The organism is Novosphingobium sp. fls2-241-R2A-195 (genome assembly GCF_030209485.1).
Classification (GTDB): domain Bacteria; phylum Pseudomonadota; class Alphaproteobacteria; order Sphingomonadales; family Sphingomonadaceae; genus Novosphingobium; species Novosphingobium resinovorum.
Genome location: NZ_JARVRY010000030.1, coordinates 62,129 through 78,683, shown reverse-complemented (window position 1 = coordinate 78,683; position 16,555 = coordinate 62,129). Strand labels below are relative to the sequence as shown.

Genomic DNA, 16,555 nt, shown 5'->3' with positions numbered 1-16,555 from the left:
GAAGCCAATATCCGACTGAAGTCGGAGGGGTTCCTCCTCGGAAGAGGACTCTAAAGGCGCCACTGTTTAAAGCAGGCCAAGAGGATCCTTAAACGGCGTCAGGTGCCAATTTCGGTCACTCAGGTGCGGACCTTCCGCTATCCTGGCGGCCGTCGACCAACTGAAGCGTTATTAGCGCACAACCATGAACGGCGGCTCATACCATAGCCATCGGCAGTTGGCTCGGCAACCGCTGGGCAGCAAAGCTGCTTTAGACTGGGCGTTTTCAAGGAAAAGTAATTGTCGGAACGTGCGCTAGGGCATTTGCCACTTATTCAAGTATCTGCCCTCGTTGCAAACGTTCGTTCTGGTCAGGCGCCTCTGGTAAACCGCCAATCTGGAATTTCTCTCTTGCCCCAACAGATCAACGACCAGTCCAGACAGGCATACGCCCTTGCACGATAGCGGCGTCGCGCTCGCGCGCGTCGTCGCTGCCCGCGTAGCTCTCGATCTCCTCGAAGCGGCTGCCCAGCGCCGCCTCGAGCGGGAGGGCAAGCCCCTTTGCAACGGCGGCCTTGGCGGCCCGGTTCGCCAGCGGGGAAGCCTTGTTGATCCTTGCGGCCCAATCCATCGCCGCATCGGACAACCCGGCAAGCGGGACCAGTTGATTGACGAGCCCGAAGCGTTCGGCCGCCCTGGCATCGATCCGCTCCCCGGTGAGGATCATCGCCATTGCCACATGATGCGGCAACCGGCGCACCGCCCGGTGCACCACCCCGCATTCGCCGATGATGCCCCGGCGGGTTTCCGGCAGGCCGAACTGCGCATTCTCCGCAGCGACTATGACATCGGCGCACATCGCCAGTTCGAACCCCGCGCCGACGCAGAAACCCTGCACGGCGGCGACCAGTGGCTTGCTGAGGGGGACGAGCGGCCCGCCGATGCCGGTCAGCCCGCCGCCGACGGCCGGGCGCGGCGCCGCCGGTCTGGCTTCCGACATGTCCGCGCCGATGCAGAACGCCTCGTCGCCTTGCGCCGTCAGCACGACCGTCCAGATCTCCGGATCCTCGTCCACCTGCCGCCAGAACCGCGAGAGCAGGACATCCATCCCGAACGTCAGCGCATTGCGGGCATCGGGGCGATTGAGATGGACGCGCGCCGTGCGGCCTTCAATGAACAGTTCGACTTGCGCCATCGCCGCCCCCTTTCCCGCTTCCGGTCATGACGCTCAGTGCGCGAGCATGCCGGCATCGACGAGATGTTCGGCGCCGGTGATGTAGGACGATTCGTCCGAGGCCAGGAACAGCACCAGGTTCGAAACCTCCCGCGGGTCGGCGATGCGGCCCAGCGGAATCTGCGCCAGCGCCTCGCCGCCCACTTCGTCCGTCGCCTCGACCATCATCGGGGTCTGGATGAAGCCGGGATGGACCGAGTTCACGCGAATGTTGTGCTTGCCGAACTCCATCGCGGTCGCCTTGGTCATGCCCCGTACCGCGAACTTGCTGGCTACGTAGGCAAGGCTGGGGAAGCCGTAGTTGGCCGCCATTCCCGCGATCGAGGAAATGTTCACGATCGAGCCGCCGCCCCTCTCGAGCATCGCCGGCAGGACCGATTTCATGCCCAGGAACACCGAATGCTGGTTCACCGCGCAGACGAGGTGATAGTCTTCCTCGGTCAAGTCCCTGGTATCGGCGAGCGGGCCGAGAATACCGGCGTTGTTGACCAGGATATCGACGCCGCCGAAGTTCGTCACGGCCGCGTCCACCACCGCCGGCCATTCGGCCAGCCTGGTCACGTCGTGCTTCACGAAGACGGCAGCGGCGCCGATCTCGTCCGCCAGTGCCTGTCCCGCCGCTGCGTTCAGGTCGGTGAGCACCACCTTGGCACCCTGCTCGGCGAAAAGCCGGGCATGCGAGGCGCCCATGCCCCGTCCTGCGCCCGTGATGATGGCCACTTTGCCAGCGAGTCGCGCCATTTGCATTCTCCCATGCGAGTTGTCGAATATCAGCCTATTATTGATTTGGCAGGCAACAGGTTGTCAAGCCCATGGTAATCATGGCCACTGGCGGATGGCGGAAATCTTGCCCGCCAGAAATCAGCGATTTACCGGTGATTTTTACGTTCGCCTCGCAAAATCCGGACAAATTCTTCCGCGCAGAAGCCTTTCCAAATTTCCGCTTGACCGCAGACTAATGGTTATTAGTTTAGAGCGAAGACCACGGGGCCTACGAGGGTCCGGGAAAGGGAGAAACTGCAATGACGTTCCGTTTCGGCGCGACCTCTACGATGGCCATCGCCACTGCGATGCTGGCGATGCCGGCCTATGCCCAGAGCGGCGCGGAGGCCGCGCAGGCCAAGGATGCCAAGCCCGAGATCGAGGAAATCGTGGTCACCGCGCAGCGCCGCGAACAGTCGCTTTCCAAGGTTCCGGTGTCGGTCTCGGCATTCAACGCCGACGTGCTTCAGGACCGCAACGTCACCAGCGAACAGGGCCTTGCGGCGCTTGTCCCCGGCCTTGTCGTCAAGAGCGGGCAGAACTCCAACCAGCTCAGCTTCACCTTGCGCGGGCAGACGCTCGATCCCTTCTCCGGTTCGAGCCCGGCGGTGCTGACCTACATCAACGACGCCCCGATGACCGAGGGCAACACCTCGACCGCCTTCTTCGACTTCAGTTCCGTTCAGGTGCTGAAAGGCCCGCAGGGCACCCTGTTCGGCCGCAACGCGACCGGCGGCGCGATCCTCTACGAGACGACCAAGCCCGGCGACGTGTTCGGCGGCTACCTCACGATCAAGGGTGGCGAGCGCAACTACATCCAGGCCCAGGGCGCCATCGACCTGCCGATCTCGGACGTCATCAAGCTGCGCCTTGCGGGAGACTACAACAAGCAGGACGGCTACATCCGCAACGTCAACACCGGCAGCACGCTGGGCGACACCGATGCCAAGTCCGGCCGCGTTACCCTGGTGATCGAGCCGTCTTCCGGGTTCAAGATGACCACCGTTGCGCAGTACAGCGACTTCGGCGGAACCGAGGGTGCCGGCGGCCTCTATTCCTACCATGCCTGCGGCGAGACCAACAACGGCTACCAGCTCACCGCGACGCTGGACTGCGTCTACGGCATGAACAGCCCCTTCGCGCCGACGCTGGGCGACGGGCCGATGGGCGACGGCACCTGGCCCGGCGCGGTCGCCGGCTATCTCGCCTGGCAGCAGGCCAACCCCTACAAGGTCTGGCTGAGCTACGACCTGCCGCACAAGGCGCACACCGCCTTCGTCACCAACACCACGGAGATGGAACTGGGCGACGACGTGATGCTGAAGAACATCTTCGGCTATGCCGATGCCTTCGCCCGCACGCCCGGCATCCTTTCCGGATCGCCCTTCGGCTCGCTCAACCTCTACAACAACAGCGGTCTCGGCAACGGACCTCCGGGCGGCGAGGAATTCTCGACCAAGCGCATTTCCAACGAACTGCAGCTTCAGGGCAAGAGCGGACGCCTCGAATACATCGTCGGCGCGTACTACTCGTGGTCCCGCAAGAAGGAATACATCCCGGTCATCGTCGGATCGGAACTGGCGACGCCGCTGGCCGACATCGCCTATTATTATACCAACGACGATGAATCCAAGGCCCTGTTCGCCCAGCTCAGCTACGAGCTGACCGACAAGCTGACGGTCACTGCGGGCGGACGCTATACCTGGGAGCAGATGCGCCTGCGCCAGAACCCGGGCAGCCTGTTCAACCTCGACGGCGATACCCCGCTCAAGCAGAAGGCCAACCTCAAGGACCCCAGCTGGACGTTCAACATCCAGTACCAGATCAACCCGCAGAACATGGTCTACTTCGCGCAGCGCGGTTCATTCCGGGCCGGCGGCTTCAACGGCGCGGTCGTGCCTTACAACAACACGAACTTCTTCAAGAACGAGAACACCTACGACTTCGAACTTGGCTACAAGTTCAACGGCTACATCGGCGGCGTGGCATCGCGGGTCAACATCGCCGCCTATCGCCAGATCGTGACCGACGCCCAGCATTCGATCTACGCGCTGGTGAACGGCAACCCGGCCGCATTCACCGTCAACGTGCCCAAGAAGCGCATCCAGGGCGTGGAATTCGACGGCAACTTCCGCCTGAGCGAATGGCTGGAGGTCGGGTTCTCCGGCGCCTACACCGACGCCAAGTTCACCAGGAACATCGTCGACCTGTCCTCCGCTACCGGCGTGGCCGGACTGACCATTCCCTTCGACACTTATACCGACGCGCCGAAGTGGGCGGGCTCGGTCTATGCCGAAGTGGGACTGCCCGTGCCGGAAAGCGCCGGTGAGGTGAAGTTCCGCACCGACGTGTTCGGGCAGAAGATGACGTACTTCTCGAACAACGAAGGCTCGATCACGCCGCGCACGCAGTTGCCGGGCTACGTCACCGTGGACATGCGCCTGAGCTGGAACAACGTCATGGGCAGCAACGTGACCGTCGCCGGCTACGTGAAGAACCTGTTCGACAAGCTCTACTACAACTCGGGTTACGTCGAAGGCGCCAGCGGCGGCTTCAACACCGCGATCTGGGGCGCGCCGCAGACCTTCGGTGCCGAAGTTACCTACCGCTTCTGATAGGATGCGATCCGCCCCGTCTGCGTGTGCGGGCGGGGCGGAAGCAAAGAGAGGATAAACGTCATGCGCGGCAGGGCCACCGTACTGGTCGAGAAGAACCGCCTGGAAACCTGGGACTTGCCCATCGCCGATCCCCAGGCGGGCGGCATCCTGGTCCGTACCGTGGTGGGCGGGGTATGCGGCAGCGACGTCCACATCGCCTCGGGCGAGGCGGGCGAGATGCCCTTCCCCATCATCCTCGGCCATGAAGGCGTCGGCGGCATCGAGAAGCTGGGCGCGGGCGTCGATAAGGACTACGCAGGCGTCGACGTGAAGGTGGGCGACCTCGTCGTCTGGTCGCCGATCCCGCTGTGCGGGCGCTGCTATTCGTGCTCCGTGCTGCAGCAGACCCCTTGCGAGAACACGCAATACTTCGAGCATGCGAACAAGCCGAACTGGGGCAGCTATTCCGACTATGCCTGGCTGCCGAGCGGAATGTCGTTCTACCGCCTGCCCGACCATGCCGATCCGCTGGCGGTCGCGGCATTGGGATGCGCGCTGCCCACGGTGCTGCGCGGGTTCGACCGCTGCGGCCCGATCGCGCTGAACGACGCGGTAGTGGTGCAGGGAGCGGGGCCGGTCGGGCTGTCCGCCGTGCTGGTCGCCGCGCAGATGGGCGCGCGCTGCATCGTGGTCATCGACAAGGCCCCTGCCCGTCTCGCCGCCGCGATGAAGCTGGGCGCGACCGCCACCGTCTCGCTCGACCTGCCGGTGGAGGAACGCCGCCGCGCCGTCTACGATCTCACCGGCCCGGGCGGCTCGGACGTGGTGGTCGAAGCCGCCGGCGTGCTGCCCGCCTTCCCCGAGGGTGTTGACCTGACCGGCCCGCACGGCCGCTACATCGTGCTGGGCCTGTGGGGCGCGATCGGCACCCAGCCGATCTCGCCGCGCGACCTGACGGTGAAGAACCTGACGATCGGCGGCGCAGCCTTTCCGGCGCCGCGCAACTACTATCACGCGATGCATCTCGCCGTGCGGCTGCAGGACAAGGTGCCGCTGGCGGACCTCATCAGCCACCGCTTCTCCATCGCCGATGCGGGCAAGGCGCTCGAAGCCACCCGCACCGGCATCGCGACCAAGGCCGTCATCGACCCTTCCATCGCCTGAGGACATGTCATGAGCACAGCGCAGCTTGAAAAGCACCGCAGCATCGTTCCGGGTCACGTACCCGCCCACCTCGTCCACGACGTCGACATGTTCGCGCCAGACGGCATCGAGGACGGCTTCCATGAAGCCTGGGGCCGGCTGCAGCAGGACGGCATGCCCGATCTGATCTACACGCCGCTGACCGGCGGGCACTGGATCGCGACACGCGGCGAACTGATCGACGAAATCTACCGCGACCCCTCGCGCTTCTCCAGCGAGATCATCTTCCTGCCCAAGGAAGCGGGCGAGAAGTACGCCATGGTCCCCACCCGCATGGACCCGCCCGAGCACACGCCGTACCGCAAGGTGCTGGACAAGGGCCTCAACCACACCGCCATCCGCCGCACCGAGGAGCAGGTCCGCCAGACCGCCGCCGAGCTGATCGACGGCTTCGTCGCCGATGGCCGCTGCGATTTCGGCAAGCAGTATGCCGGGATTTTCCCCGTCCGCGTGTTCCTCGCCTTGTGCGACCTGCCCGAAAGCGACGCGCCGATGCTGGGCGAACTCGCCAACGACATGACGCGCCCGCCCGGTCGCACGCCCGGCGAACAGGCCGCCGCGCTCGACAAGGCGAACCAGGGCTTCTTCCGCTACGTCGAGCCGATCATCGCGGCGCGGCGCGGAGGCACCGGCACCGACCTCATCACGACGATGCTCAATTCCGAGATCAACGGTGCGCCGATGCCCGACGACAAGGCGCTGGGGCTGATCTCGCTGCTGCTGCTCGGCGGGCTGGACACGGTCGTCAATTTCCTCAGCTTCATGATGCTGCATCTCGCGCGTAATCCCGAGACGGTGGCGGAACTGCGTGAAGACCCGCTGAAGCTCCAGCGCAGCGCCGAGGAGATGTTCCGCCGCTTCGGGGTCGTCTCCGACGCGCGCATGGTGGCCTGTGACATGACCTATCGCGGCGTCGAGCTGAAGAAGGGCGACATGATCCTGCTGCCGACCGCGCTGCACGGGCTCGATGCGCGCGCCAACGATGATGCCTGGACACTCAGGCCCGGCCGCACCGGCATCGCCCATTCCACTTTCGCGCAGGGGCCGCACCGCTGCGCAGGCATGCACCTCGCCCGGCTCGAAGTGATCGTGACCCTGCAGGAGTGGCTGAAGCGCATCCCGCAGTTCACGCTCGCTCCCGATGCGAAGCCGGTATTCCATTCGGGCATCATCGGCACCGTCGAAGGCGTGCCGCTGGTCTGGGACCGCGCATGACCGCCGAGCCCAGGGAATTTCGCCGTATCCTCGGTCACTACCCCACCGGCGTCTGCGCCATCACCGCCATGGGCGAGGATGGCAAGCCGGTGGGGCTCGTCGTCGGATCGTTCACTTCGGTTTCGCTCGACCCGATGCTGGTCGCGTTCTTTCCCGACAAGTCCTCGACGACATGGCCCAGGGTGGAGGCTGCCGGCCGCTTCTGCGTCAACGTTCTGGGCGATAGCCAGCAGGCCGTGTGCAGCGCCCTTTCGGCAAAGGGCGAGGACAAGTTCGCAGGGCTCGATTTCGCGTTGTCGGCGCTCGGATCACCGATCATCCACGGCGCCCTGGCCTGGATCGACTGCGAACTGGATACCGTGCACGAGGCGGGCGACCACTACATCGTGCTCGGCCGGGTGCGCGGGCTCGACGTGCACCATGAAGGCAGCCCGTTGATCTTCCACAAGGGCGGTTACGGCAAGATACTACCGCTCTGAAAGTTCGAGAAAGAGGGGGAACCGGCGTCTGCCGCTTCCCCCTTTTGCTGCGTCCTATCCGTCGGCAAGCCGCAGCGCCGCCACCGGTTCTTCACCGCGCAGCGCGGCGCGCGCGGTCACCGTCAGACCGAACCCTTCGAGCGCCACGAGCTTGGCCTGGCTCGACGTCAGCAACGTCATCTGTCCCACCCCCAGATCCCGCAGGATTTGCGCACCGATGCCGTAGTCGCGGGTCGCATGCGTCTCGTGATAGGTCTTGCGCCCACCGGCGACGCGGCGGGAGATCGAGGTCGGATCGGGATCGCGGACGAACACCGCTACCGCCGGGCCGGAATGGCTCGATATCGCGCTCAGGGCGCGGGGCACGTAATCGCGGTGCGCGGCGGTCCAGCCGAACATGTCCGCGGTGATGTCGACCTGATGCACCCGCACCAGCGTATCGACGTTCGGCCGCACCTGCCCCTTCACGATGGCCACATGCTCGCCGCCGTCCAACAGGCAGCGATAGACGTGAATGGTCAACGGCCCTTCACAGTAATGGCTCTCGAACGGCGCGCTCACGACACGCTCGACCTGCTTCTCCGAACGGCGGCGATAGGAGATCAGGTCGGCGATCGTCCCGACCTTGAGCCCGTGCTTCCCCGCGAATTCGAGAAGTTCGGGCAGGCGGGCCATCGTCCCGTCCTCGTTCATCACCTCGCAGATCACGCCGGCCGGGGCGAGGCCCGCAAGGCGCGAGATATCGACCGCCGCCTCGGTATGGCCGGCGCGCACCAGCACCCCGCCGTCGCGCGCCGTCAGCGGAAACACATGCCCCGGCGATACCAGATCGGCCGCGCCGGAGTTGGGGTTCACGGCGACGAAGATTGTATGGGAGCGATCGCCCGCGGAAATTCCCGTCGTCACCCCTTCCCGCGCCTCGATGGATACGGTGAAGGCGGTGCCGTAACCGGACTCGTTGCGGCGCGCCATGGGCTTGAGCTGCAGTTCATCCGCGCGGGCCCTGGTCATCGCCAGGCAGATCAGGCCGCGCGCATGGGTGGCCATGAAGTTGATCTGCGCGGGCGTGGCGAACTGGGCGGGGATGATGACATCACCCTCGTTCTCCCGGTTGTCCGCATCGACGAGTATGTAGGGGCGACCCTCGACCGCCTCCCGGATGATCTCCTCGATCGGAGAAACTTGAACCTCGGGCATTCCTCTCATCCTTGTGTTATGTGTGTTCACGCTCTGCTGACGGACATGTCCCAGACCAGCTTCAGCGCCTTTTCCTTGAGTTGCGCCTTCTGGACCTTGCCGGTGCCGGTCTTGGGCAGTTCCTCGTCGGTGATGAACCAGATGTCGCGCGGCAGCTTGTACGCGGCCACCTGCGCGGCGAGGAACGCCTCGATTTCGCGCGCGGAGATCGCGCTCCCCTGCGCCCGCACGACCCATGCGCAGCCGCACTCGCCATAGCGATCGTCGGGCATGCCGATGAAGAACGCTTGCGAAATGTCCGGATGGCGGGTCAGCAACTGCTCCAGTTCCTTGGGCGAGACCAGTTCGCCCCGGCTCTTGTAGAGTTCCTTGGAACGGCCGGTCAGGAACAGGTTGCCGTCCGCGCGGAACTGGCCGAGGTCGCCCATCCGTATCCACCCGCCGGGCAGGAACAGTTCGGCGGTGGCGTCGGGACGGCGGAAGTAGCCCTTGCTGTTCATCGGACTGCGGCAGCACAGTTCGCCGGGACTGCCCCAGGGCAGATCGGCGCCGGTTTCCGGGTCGATCGTCTTGAATTCGGCGATGCGGCCGCCCTGATCGGGCATGCCCGCAATGCCCGCCTCGACGATGCACCCCTGCGTTTCGGATACCACGTCGATCGGATCGCCGGGGCTTGTGCACACCACCGTCGCCGTCACTTCGGTCTGGCCGTAGCTGGTGATGATGTCCTCGCACCCGAAGGTCGCCTGGATCCGTTTCCAGACCCAGCTCGGCGTCGGCGCGGCTGCGCTGTGGATCGCGGTGAGCGAGGAGAAGTCGTAGCTTTCCTTTTCCGCCTGTTCCAGCAGCGCGATCGTCATCGTCGGCACGCCCATCAGGTACGTCGCGCGGTGCCGCCCGATCGCGGTGAGGATCGCGTGCGGATCGAACTTCAGCAGGGGAATGATCGCCCCGCCCACCACCATGCCCGAAAGCAGCCCGACCACCAGGCCGAACCCATGGTAGAGCGGCAAGGAGAACACCGCCCGGCGCCCCTCCTCGAACGCCTGGTGATAAGCGCCCGCATAGGCCGCGCGCATGAGGTTGTCGTGCGTGATGGCGACGCCCTTCGGCGATCCGGTCGTGCCGGAGGTGAACATGATCACCGCAAGGTCGTCCGCCGAGACAGGCACGGCGATCTCTCCGGCATCGCCATCGCTGGCAAGCGCCTGCACGAAATCGGCCGGAGCGTCGCGATCGAACACCAGCCCGCCCTTGAGTTCGGGCGCGTCGGCGCAGGCGCCGCCCAGCCAGCCGGGCAGGACATCGTCGAGCATCGCCGGAAAATCGCGCGAGCCGAAACTGCGCATCACCACGAGCAGCGCGCACCCGGCCTCACGCACGGCATAGGCCAGTTCATCGGACCGATAGAGCGTGTTGATCGGCACCGCCACCGCGCCTGCGCGCCAGATCGCGAAAAGCAGCGGCACCGTCATCGGATCGTTCGCCATGACGAGGCCCACGCGGTCCCCGGCCGCAATGCCGCGCGCCGCCAGCCCCGAGGCCAGCTTGCGCGACAACGCCGCGACCGATCCGTAATCGAGCACTTCGCCGTCCGTGACGACCAGCGGCCGCTCGGCAAGATCCGCCAGCGTCCAGTCGAGATAGGCGTGCAGCGTCCACGACAGCCATTCGGGATGCCGGTCGGCCATCGCACGCCTGCGGCTCGTCACGGTGCCCATGCTCGTCATCACAACTTCTCCCTAACTTTCGTTAAATTATTCCACGACAGGTGCCGCGGTCAAGCCAGTCCGTGCGATCGCTTCCAGAGCGCCGTAATTCGTACGCTTTGAATAGAATGATGGCCGGTTTACAAGGATATTCCGCAAGAGCGCCGGCCTTTTCCGGATTCGCACGCGTGCCTCGCCAGCCCGCCTCACCCGCAAAAACAGCCTTGCATTGATTGCCTAATACATATTAGGTTGAACGCAACGAATCAAGGATTGGAGATCGAGTCATGGAAGTTGGGTTGGGGCTGACGTTTCAGAACCTGCACGATCAGGTGTCGGACGTTGACGTGTTCCGGCACGAACTTTCGCTCGCGGCGCGCGCGGAAGACCAGGGCTTCGATTCCGTCTGGACGCCGGAGCACCACTTCACCGGCTACATGATGACCCCCAACGTGCCGCAGTTCCTTTCATGGGTCGCGGGCCAGACCAAGCGCATCAAGCTGGGCACCACCGTCACCGTGCTGCCCTGGCAGAACCCGGTGCGCATCGCCGAGAGCTTCCTGCTGCTCGACCAGTTCTCCGAAGGCCGCGCCGTGCTCGGCATGGGGCGCGGTCTCGGCAAGGAAGAGTTCGACGGCTTCGGCGTCCCCATGGGCGAGGCGCGCAAGCGGTTCCGCGAATATGCGGAGGCGCTGCTGCAGGGCCTCGAAACCGGCGTGATGGAATATGACGGCGACTATCTGAAGCAGCCCCGCGTCGAACTGCGCCCACGCCCTTATTCCAGCTATCGCGGCCGCGTGTTCGCCTCGGCCGTCTCGCCGGAGTCCGTGAAGCTGATGGCCAACCTCGACGTCGGCCTGATGATCATCGCCCAGAAGCCGTGGGACAAGGTGGACGAGGATCTCGCCACCTATCGCGACCGGTTCAAGGCGGTGAACGGCCGCAATGCGCCCAAACCCGTCGTCGTATGCTTCATCGCCGCCAACGAGGACGCCGCCAAGGCCAAGGAGATGCGCGACAAGTACCTTGTCGAATATGCCCGCTCGACCTCGTCGTTCTACCAGTTCGGCAACAAGGAATTCGCCAACATCGAGGGCTACGAATACTACGGCGCCCTCGCCCGCAGCGTCGAGAAGCACGGGATCGAGAAGTTCAACGAATTCCTCGCCGACCTGCAGATCTGGGGCCGGCCCGAGGAAGTGGTCGAGAAGCTCAAGGTGATGAAGGAGCGTTTCGACGTGGGCAAGTTCATCATCTATACCCAGTTCGGCGACATGCCCTTCGACGTCGGCCTCGAAAACTACGAGCTGATCGCCCGCAAGGTACTCCCCGCGCTCAAGGACATCGACGTTTCGGTCGATCCGGTGGAGAGCGCGGCGGGCTTGCAAACGGCCGGCTGATCCCCGACCAGACCTGACACGCCGGGCACACGGCGAAGACCGGAGAGAATGCGCGATGATGGAAGGCGATGGCTGGCGCTGCCTGTGGGACGCCAGGGCGATCCTGGGCGAAAGCACGGTATGGGATGCCCGCGATGGCTGCATCTACTGGGTCGATATCGAGGCGCCCGCCGTCCACTGGTACGCGCTTGAAACCGGCCGCAAGCAAAGCTGGTCCACGCCCGCGTGGGTCAGCGCGCTGGCCCCGCGTGCAAGCGGCGGCTTCATCGCCTCCAGCGCCGACGGGCTGGTGCATCTCGACCCCGCCCGGCAGCTTTACAAACCGATCCTCCACCCGATCCCCGACCCCGGCAAAGCGCGCCTCAACGACGGCGTGACCGACCGCAAGGGCCGCTACTGGACCGGATCGTGCGACACCGCGCAGTGGGACGACAGCACCACCGCCGACGACAAGGAAAGCTCGCTCAAGGACTTCGACGTGCGCAATACCGGCGAACTCTATCGCCTGGATGCGGACGGCTCGGTCTCGACGCAGGAGCGCGGCATCGTCACTGCCAACGGCCCGGCGTTCAGCCCGGACGGGCGCACCGCCTACGTCAACGATTCCATGCCGCTGGTCACCTGGGCCTACGACCTCGACGACAACGGCGAATTGTCCAACCGCCGCGACTTCCTCAACTTCACGCCCGAGGACGGCTATCCCGACGGCATGGCGGTCGATATCGAGGGCTGCATCTGGATGGCCTTCTACGAAAGCTGGAAGCTGCGCCGCTTCGCGCCGGACGCCACCTTGCTGGAAGAACGCCAGCTACCGGTGATGCGGGGCCTGCGCCCGGCCTTCGGCGGCGCGAACCACGACCGCCTGTTCCTCGTCACCGGATCGCAGGGGTATTCCGATGCGCGCTTTGCCCAGGAGCCGCTGGCCGGCGGACTGTTCGAAATTCTCTCGCCCCCCGTCGCAGGTCTGCCGACAATTCCCTTTGCCGGATGACCTTTCCGCGCAATCGGGGCTTCCATTAGGCTACCGAACGGCTATTCGGCAGATATGAGCGACGGTGACTCCGGCAGGAAACGCATTCTCGATTCCGCAGCCTTCATTCTGCGGACCAAGGGCTTCGGCGCCGCCCGGTTGAGCGAGATCGCTCAGGGCGCGGGCATGCTGGCGCCCAGCATCTATCACCATTTCAAGTCCAAGGACGAAGTGGTCGAAGAGGTGATGCTCTCCGGCATATACCGCAATACGCGCCATATCGTCGCGAAAGTGGAAGTGCTCGGTCCCGAGACCGCGCCGGTCGATCGCCTGCGCGCCGCGATCGTCGCCCATGTCGAGTTCCTGCTGTCCGGCGACGACTATTCCTCCGCCGTGGCGCGGTCGTTCGGCGATCTTCCCAGCGAGATGAAGCAGCGCGTCCTCGCCGCCTACGCGACATTCGACAGCTACTGGCGCGACCTGCTCGTCGCCGCCAGCCCTTCCGGCAACGATGCGCAGACCACCGTGGCACGCAAGTTCCTGATCGCCATGCTCGACTCCTGCCCGAGCTGGTATCGCGCCGGACGCCTCGGCCCCACCCAGATCGCGAACCAGGCGGCAGACCTCTTCCTCGGCGGCTTCGCGCCCTGACGCCTCCGGCGCACCATTGCGCCCTGGAACGTTACTCGCCCCCGAACATGAAAAGAGGCGCCGCGTTGCCACGGCGCCTCAGGTAGCCGGAGAGAGTCCGGGCGGATAATCAGGCGTCTGCGGTCGCGGGTGCCCTGCTGCCCTCGGGCAGCTTGACGCGCGGTGCCACTTCCTTGGCCAGCAGGTTCAGCGAATGGAACCAGGGCTCCGGGTTGTCGTAATAGTCGTGCGATTCCACCTGCAACGTGCCCCACCCGCCGCACTGCTCAAACAGCACGTTGAGCTTGTCGACGACCGTGTCCGGCGAGCCGACCACGAAGACCTTGTCGACCAGGAATTCCAGGTCGGCGTCGTTCGGGTCGATGCCGTGGTCCTTGGCGAACCCGTCCATCATGCCGAAGCGCTTCCAGATCGGGATCAGGTAGCGTTCGAAGCAGTAGCCGATCGGGCCTTCCATCACCTCGCGCTTGGCCTCCGCGTCGGTATCGGCGCAGAAGATGGTGTGCGAGACCGCATGGCGCGCGCGGTCGGGCGTGAAGCCGGCGGCGATGTTCGCTTCGGAATAGATCTCCCAGTGACGCTTCAGCGCATCGATGCCCGAGTAGATCGAGACCGGCTTGAAATTGCGCTCGCCGGCCAGCTTCATCGACGGGGAATTGGAGCTGAAGCCGGTCACCGCGATTTCCGGGAACGCCCCGTTCCACGGCGCGAAATCGGCCAGCATGTGCTGTTCGTCTTCTTCGGTCTCGGGCGCGTCTTCCTGCGGGAAGCCGGCGTTCCAGTACTTGCCCTCGAAGAAGAACGGCTCGCGCGCCCAGATCTTCTCCATGATCGAGAGCGATTCACGCACCATGTCGTTGAGCATCTTGGGCTCGGCGTCCTTGATGCCGTGCATGTAAGACGCCTGCGGATAGGCGCCCGCGCCGATGCCCATGAAGAAGCGACCCTCCAGGATCTGCGACAGCCAGCCGACCATCACCGCCAGCTTGGTCGGATGCTGGTGCGGGAGGATATGAGCCATCGGCGCGAAGCTGATGTTTTCGGTCTGCAGCGCGGCGGCGGCGATGATGAGTTCGGGGTTGGGGATGTTCTCCCAGATCTGCGAGGCATGCTCGGAGATCATCATCGTGTCGAAACCCGCCTTGTCGCAGGCGATGGAGCTTTGCACGCCCCAGTCGAAGGTCTGGCGGGCCGTGCGGCCCGGTCGCATGTAGGGGTGGAAAATAAGGCCGGTCTGCATGACCATCAGCGCTCTCCTTCTTCGTTTCTGTCCTGGTGGCCACCCGCGAATCCGGCGAAGCAGCCTAACGAGTGATAGGCTACGGAATTTAAAACACTTGTAAAGTGAAATTCGGAAGAGCGATCGACGCCGGCGGCGAGCAGGCACGATGCGACACATCGGCCGCATTCTCTTAGCATCTGCAACATAAACCGGCTGTTTTAGGTACGTTCTCCAATGATCTACCGTCATCAGGTCAGCACGGCCAGCAACGATGCAGCGCCCCGAAAAGTCGCGGCGTCAGCTTAAAACGCTTGGCATCCTTGCCATTCCTGCCTCATAAGCATGTCTGTTTGCAAACAGATGACTTATTCCGAAGAGCATGCACAATGGCTGAAACCCCGCAGATCTCGCCCGATATCGACGAAGCCGACCCCAAGACGCGGCTCATCCTGACGGGCGAACGGCTGTTCGCCGAAGTCGGCATCCAGGGCGTTTCGATGCGCGAAATCGCGTCGAAGGCGGGGCAGGGAAACCATTTCGCGGTGCAGTATCACTTCGGTTCGCGCGAGGGGCTGGTCCAGGCGATCTTCGACTTCCGGATGAACCAGATGGAACCGGGACGCGGCGCGATGATCGCCGCGCTGGAGGCGGCCGGACGCACGCGGGATGCCCGTTCGATCCTGGAGGTCATCCTGCTGCCGCAGCTCCATCTCGATGGCGGGACCAATCGCTCCTACGGCACGTTCCTGTCGCAGTACCTGCTGCATGGCGACTGGGACGAATACGGACACTTCGGCGGCGAGGCCCCGCCCCAGCTCAACCGGGCGCTCGACCTGCTGCGCCAGCGCGTCGATTACCTTCCCGCCGCCGTCGCGCAGCGCCGGCTGGTGAACGTCAGCCTGATGTTCCTGAACCTGCTGGTGCGCCACAGCCGCATGGAAACGCACGAATTTCCCGAGACCTTCGAGCACGCGCTGGAGGACACGATGGAACAGATCGTCATGGCCATGTGCCTGCCGCTCCGACTGCAGGGCTGACGGCGACCGGAGCGGCGGACACGAAAACGAGAACGAGGACGGGAGCGAAGATGACGGACGGTACGATTGATGGAATCCGCCTGGAGCGCGGGAGCGCGATCGACTGGATCGTGCTCGACCGCCCCGAAGCGGCCAATGCGTTCTCGCGCGAGATGCTCGCCCGGTTCGGCACGGTGCTGCGCGATCTCAAGGCGGACGGCGCGCCGGTGATCGGCATCCGCGGTGCCGGCAAGGGCTTTGGCGCGGGGATGGACCTGGGCCAGTACAACGCCGAGGGCAGCCCGATGGAAGACGTGACTCGATTGTCGGGCTACGTCGATCTGTGGCGCGACATCTGGCGCCATCCCAAGCCGGTGATCGTCGCCGTGCACGGCTACTGCATCGGCGTCGCCGCCCAGATGGCAAGCTTCGCCGACATCCTCGTCGTGGCGCAGGATGCCGCGATCACCGAGCCGACCATCCCCATCGGCGGCGGCTTCATCGCGCCCACATGGGTCCATCAGGTCGGCGGGCGGCGCGCCAAGGAATTCGCCTTCCTGCCGGGCAACAGCATCGACGGCCGGACCGCAGTGGAATGGGGCTGGGCCAACGCCGCGGTCCCGGCCGAGAACCTGGTCGCCTGCGCCGAGGAACTGGCGTCGCGCATCGCGCTTGTCCCGCCCGGCGTGCTGGCGATGAAGAAGCGCTCGATCAACCGCGCGATGGAGGCGGCCGGATGGGACCAGGCGCTTTCCGCCATCGCCGAAAGCGACGCGATCCTGCATCTCGAACCCGAAGTCCGGCGCATCCGCGCGCAGCTTGCGACCATGGGGCTGAAGGCGACGGTCGCGGAGTTCAAAGGGCACGGGTCGCAAGAGATCTTCAACTTGCATGGTGCCTGATCTGTCCCTTAGTATTGGG

At 64.8% G+C, this 16,555-nt stretch carries 14 protein-coding genes; 9 read left to right on the top strand and 5 right to left on the bottom strand.

Annotated elements, in window-relative coordinates; translation table 11 throughout:
* Positions 1–403: 403 nt before the first annotated feature.
* Positions 404–1,174 carry an enoyl-CoA hydratase/isomerase family protein gene (locus QRN25_RS22285; RefSeq protein WP_285021439.1) on the bottom strand — a complete coding sequence of 257 codons (771 nt, stop codon included), beginning with the start codon at positions 1,172–1,174 and terminating at the stop codon, positions 404–406.
* A 33-nt stretch (positions 1,175–1,207) separates the two neighbouring features.
* Positions 1,208–1,954, bottom strand: coding sequence for an SDR family NAD(P)-dependent oxidoreductase (locus QRN25_RS22280; RefSeq protein WP_285021438.1), 747 nt, complete (start codon positions 1,952–1,954; stop codon positions 1,208–1,210).
* Positions 1,955–2,235: 281 nt separating this feature from the next.
* Here QRN25_RS22280 and QRN25_RS22275 point away from each other — a divergent pair, with 281 nt between their 5' ends.
* The 4 genes from QRN25_RS22275 to QRN25_RS22260 all read left to right on the top strand — a co-directional run bounded on the left by QRN25_RS22275 (position 2,236) and on the right by QRN25_RS22260 (position 7,469).
* Positions 2,236–4,590 carry a TonB-dependent receptor gene (locus QRN25_RS22275; protein ID WP_285021437.1) on the top strand — a complete coding sequence of 785 codons (2,355 nt, stop codon included), beginning with the start codon at positions 2,236–2,238 and terminating at the stop codon, positions 4,588–4,590.
* Between the two features lie 63 nt (positions 4,591–4,653).
* Entirely contained in the window at positions 4,654–5,736 is a 1,083-nt protein-coding gene (locus QRN25_RS22270) for a zinc-binding dehydrogenase (protein ID WP_285021436.1), read from the top strand.
* Positions 5,737–5,745: 9 nt separating this feature from the next.
* Positions 5,746–6,990: a cytochrome P450 gene (locus QRN25_RS22265; protein ID WP_285021435.1), complete on the top strand. Its 1,245-nt coding sequence runs from the start codon at positions 5,746–5,748 to the stop codon at positions 6,988–6,990.
* Positions 6,987–7,469 (top strand): flavin reductase family protein, encoded by a 483-nt coding sequence (locus QRN25_RS22260; RefSeq protein WP_285021434.1) that lies wholly within the window; start codon positions 6,987–6,989, stop codon positions 7,467–7,469. The genes QRN25_RS22265 and QRN25_RS22260 overlap by 4 nt, the downstream gene beginning before the upstream one ends.
* 54 nt (positions 7,470–7,523) lie before the next feature.
* Here QRN25_RS22260 and ribB read toward each other — a convergent pair whose 3' ends face one another.
* On the bottom strand, positions 7,524–8,666 hold the full coding sequence (ribB, locus tag QRN25_RS22255; protein ID WP_285021433.1) for a 3,4-dihydroxy-2-butanone-4-phosphate synthase: 1,143 nt from the start codon (positions 8,664–8,666) through the stop codon (positions 7,524–7,526).
* Positions 8,667–8,692: 26 nt separating this feature from the next.
* Positions 8,693–10,396, bottom strand: coding sequence for a class I adenylate-forming enzyme family protein (locus tag QRN25_RS22250; RefSeq protein WP_285021432.1), 1,704 nt, complete (start codon positions 10,394–10,396; stop codon positions 8,693–8,695).
* A 266-nt stretch (positions 10,397–10,662) separates the two neighbouring features.
* Here QRN25_RS22250 and QRN25_RS22245 point away from each other — a divergent pair, with 266 nt between their 5' ends.
* From QRN25_RS22245 to QRN25_RS22235, 3 genes are read left to right on the top strand one after another with little or no spacing between them, the layout of a single operon-like run.
* Positions 10,663–11,775, top strand: coding sequence for an LLM class flavin-dependent oxidoreductase (locus QRN25_RS22245; protein WP_271183722.1), 1,113 nt, complete (start codon positions 10,663–10,665; stop codon positions 11,773–11,775).
* Between the two features lie 55 nt (positions 11,776–11,830).
* Positions 11,831–12,766, top strand: coding sequence for an SMP-30/gluconolactonase/LRE family protein (locus QRN25_RS22240; protein ID WP_285021431.1), 936 nt, complete (start codon positions 11,831–11,833; stop codon positions 12,764–12,766).
* A gap of 54 nt (positions 12,767–12,820) precedes the next feature.
* Entirely contained in the window at positions 12,821–13,396 is a 576-nt protein-coding gene (locus QRN25_RS22235; RefSeq protein ID WP_008832712.1) for a TetR/AcrR family transcriptional regulator, read from the top strand.
* Positions 13,397–13,505: 109 nt separating this feature from the next.
* Here QRN25_RS22235 and QRN25_RS22230 read toward each other — a convergent pair whose 3' ends face one another.
* On the bottom strand, positions 13,506–14,642 hold the full coding sequence (locus QRN25_RS22230; RefSeq protein WP_285021430.1) for an LLM class flavin-dependent oxidoreductase: 1,137 nt from the start codon (positions 14,640–14,642) through the stop codon (positions 13,506–13,508).
* Positions 14,643–15,004: 362 nt separating this feature from the next.
* On the opposite strand from QRN25_RS22230, the gene QRN25_RS22225 reads away from it, so the two are divergent.
* Positions 15,005–15,655 carry a TetR/AcrR family transcriptional regulator gene (locus QRN25_RS22225; protein WP_008832714.1) on the top strand — a complete coding sequence of 217 codons (651 nt, stop codon included), beginning with the start codon at positions 15,005–15,007 and terminating at the stop codon, positions 15,653–15,655.
* A gap of 50 nt (positions 15,656–15,705) precedes the next feature.
* Positions 15,706–16,536, top strand: a complete 831-nt coding sequence (locus tag QRN25_RS22220; protein ID WP_285021429.1) for an enoyl-CoA hydratase/isomerase family protein — start codon at positions 15,706–15,708, stop codon at positions 16,534–16,536.
* The last annotated feature ends 19 nt before the right edge of the window (positions 16,537–16,555 follow it).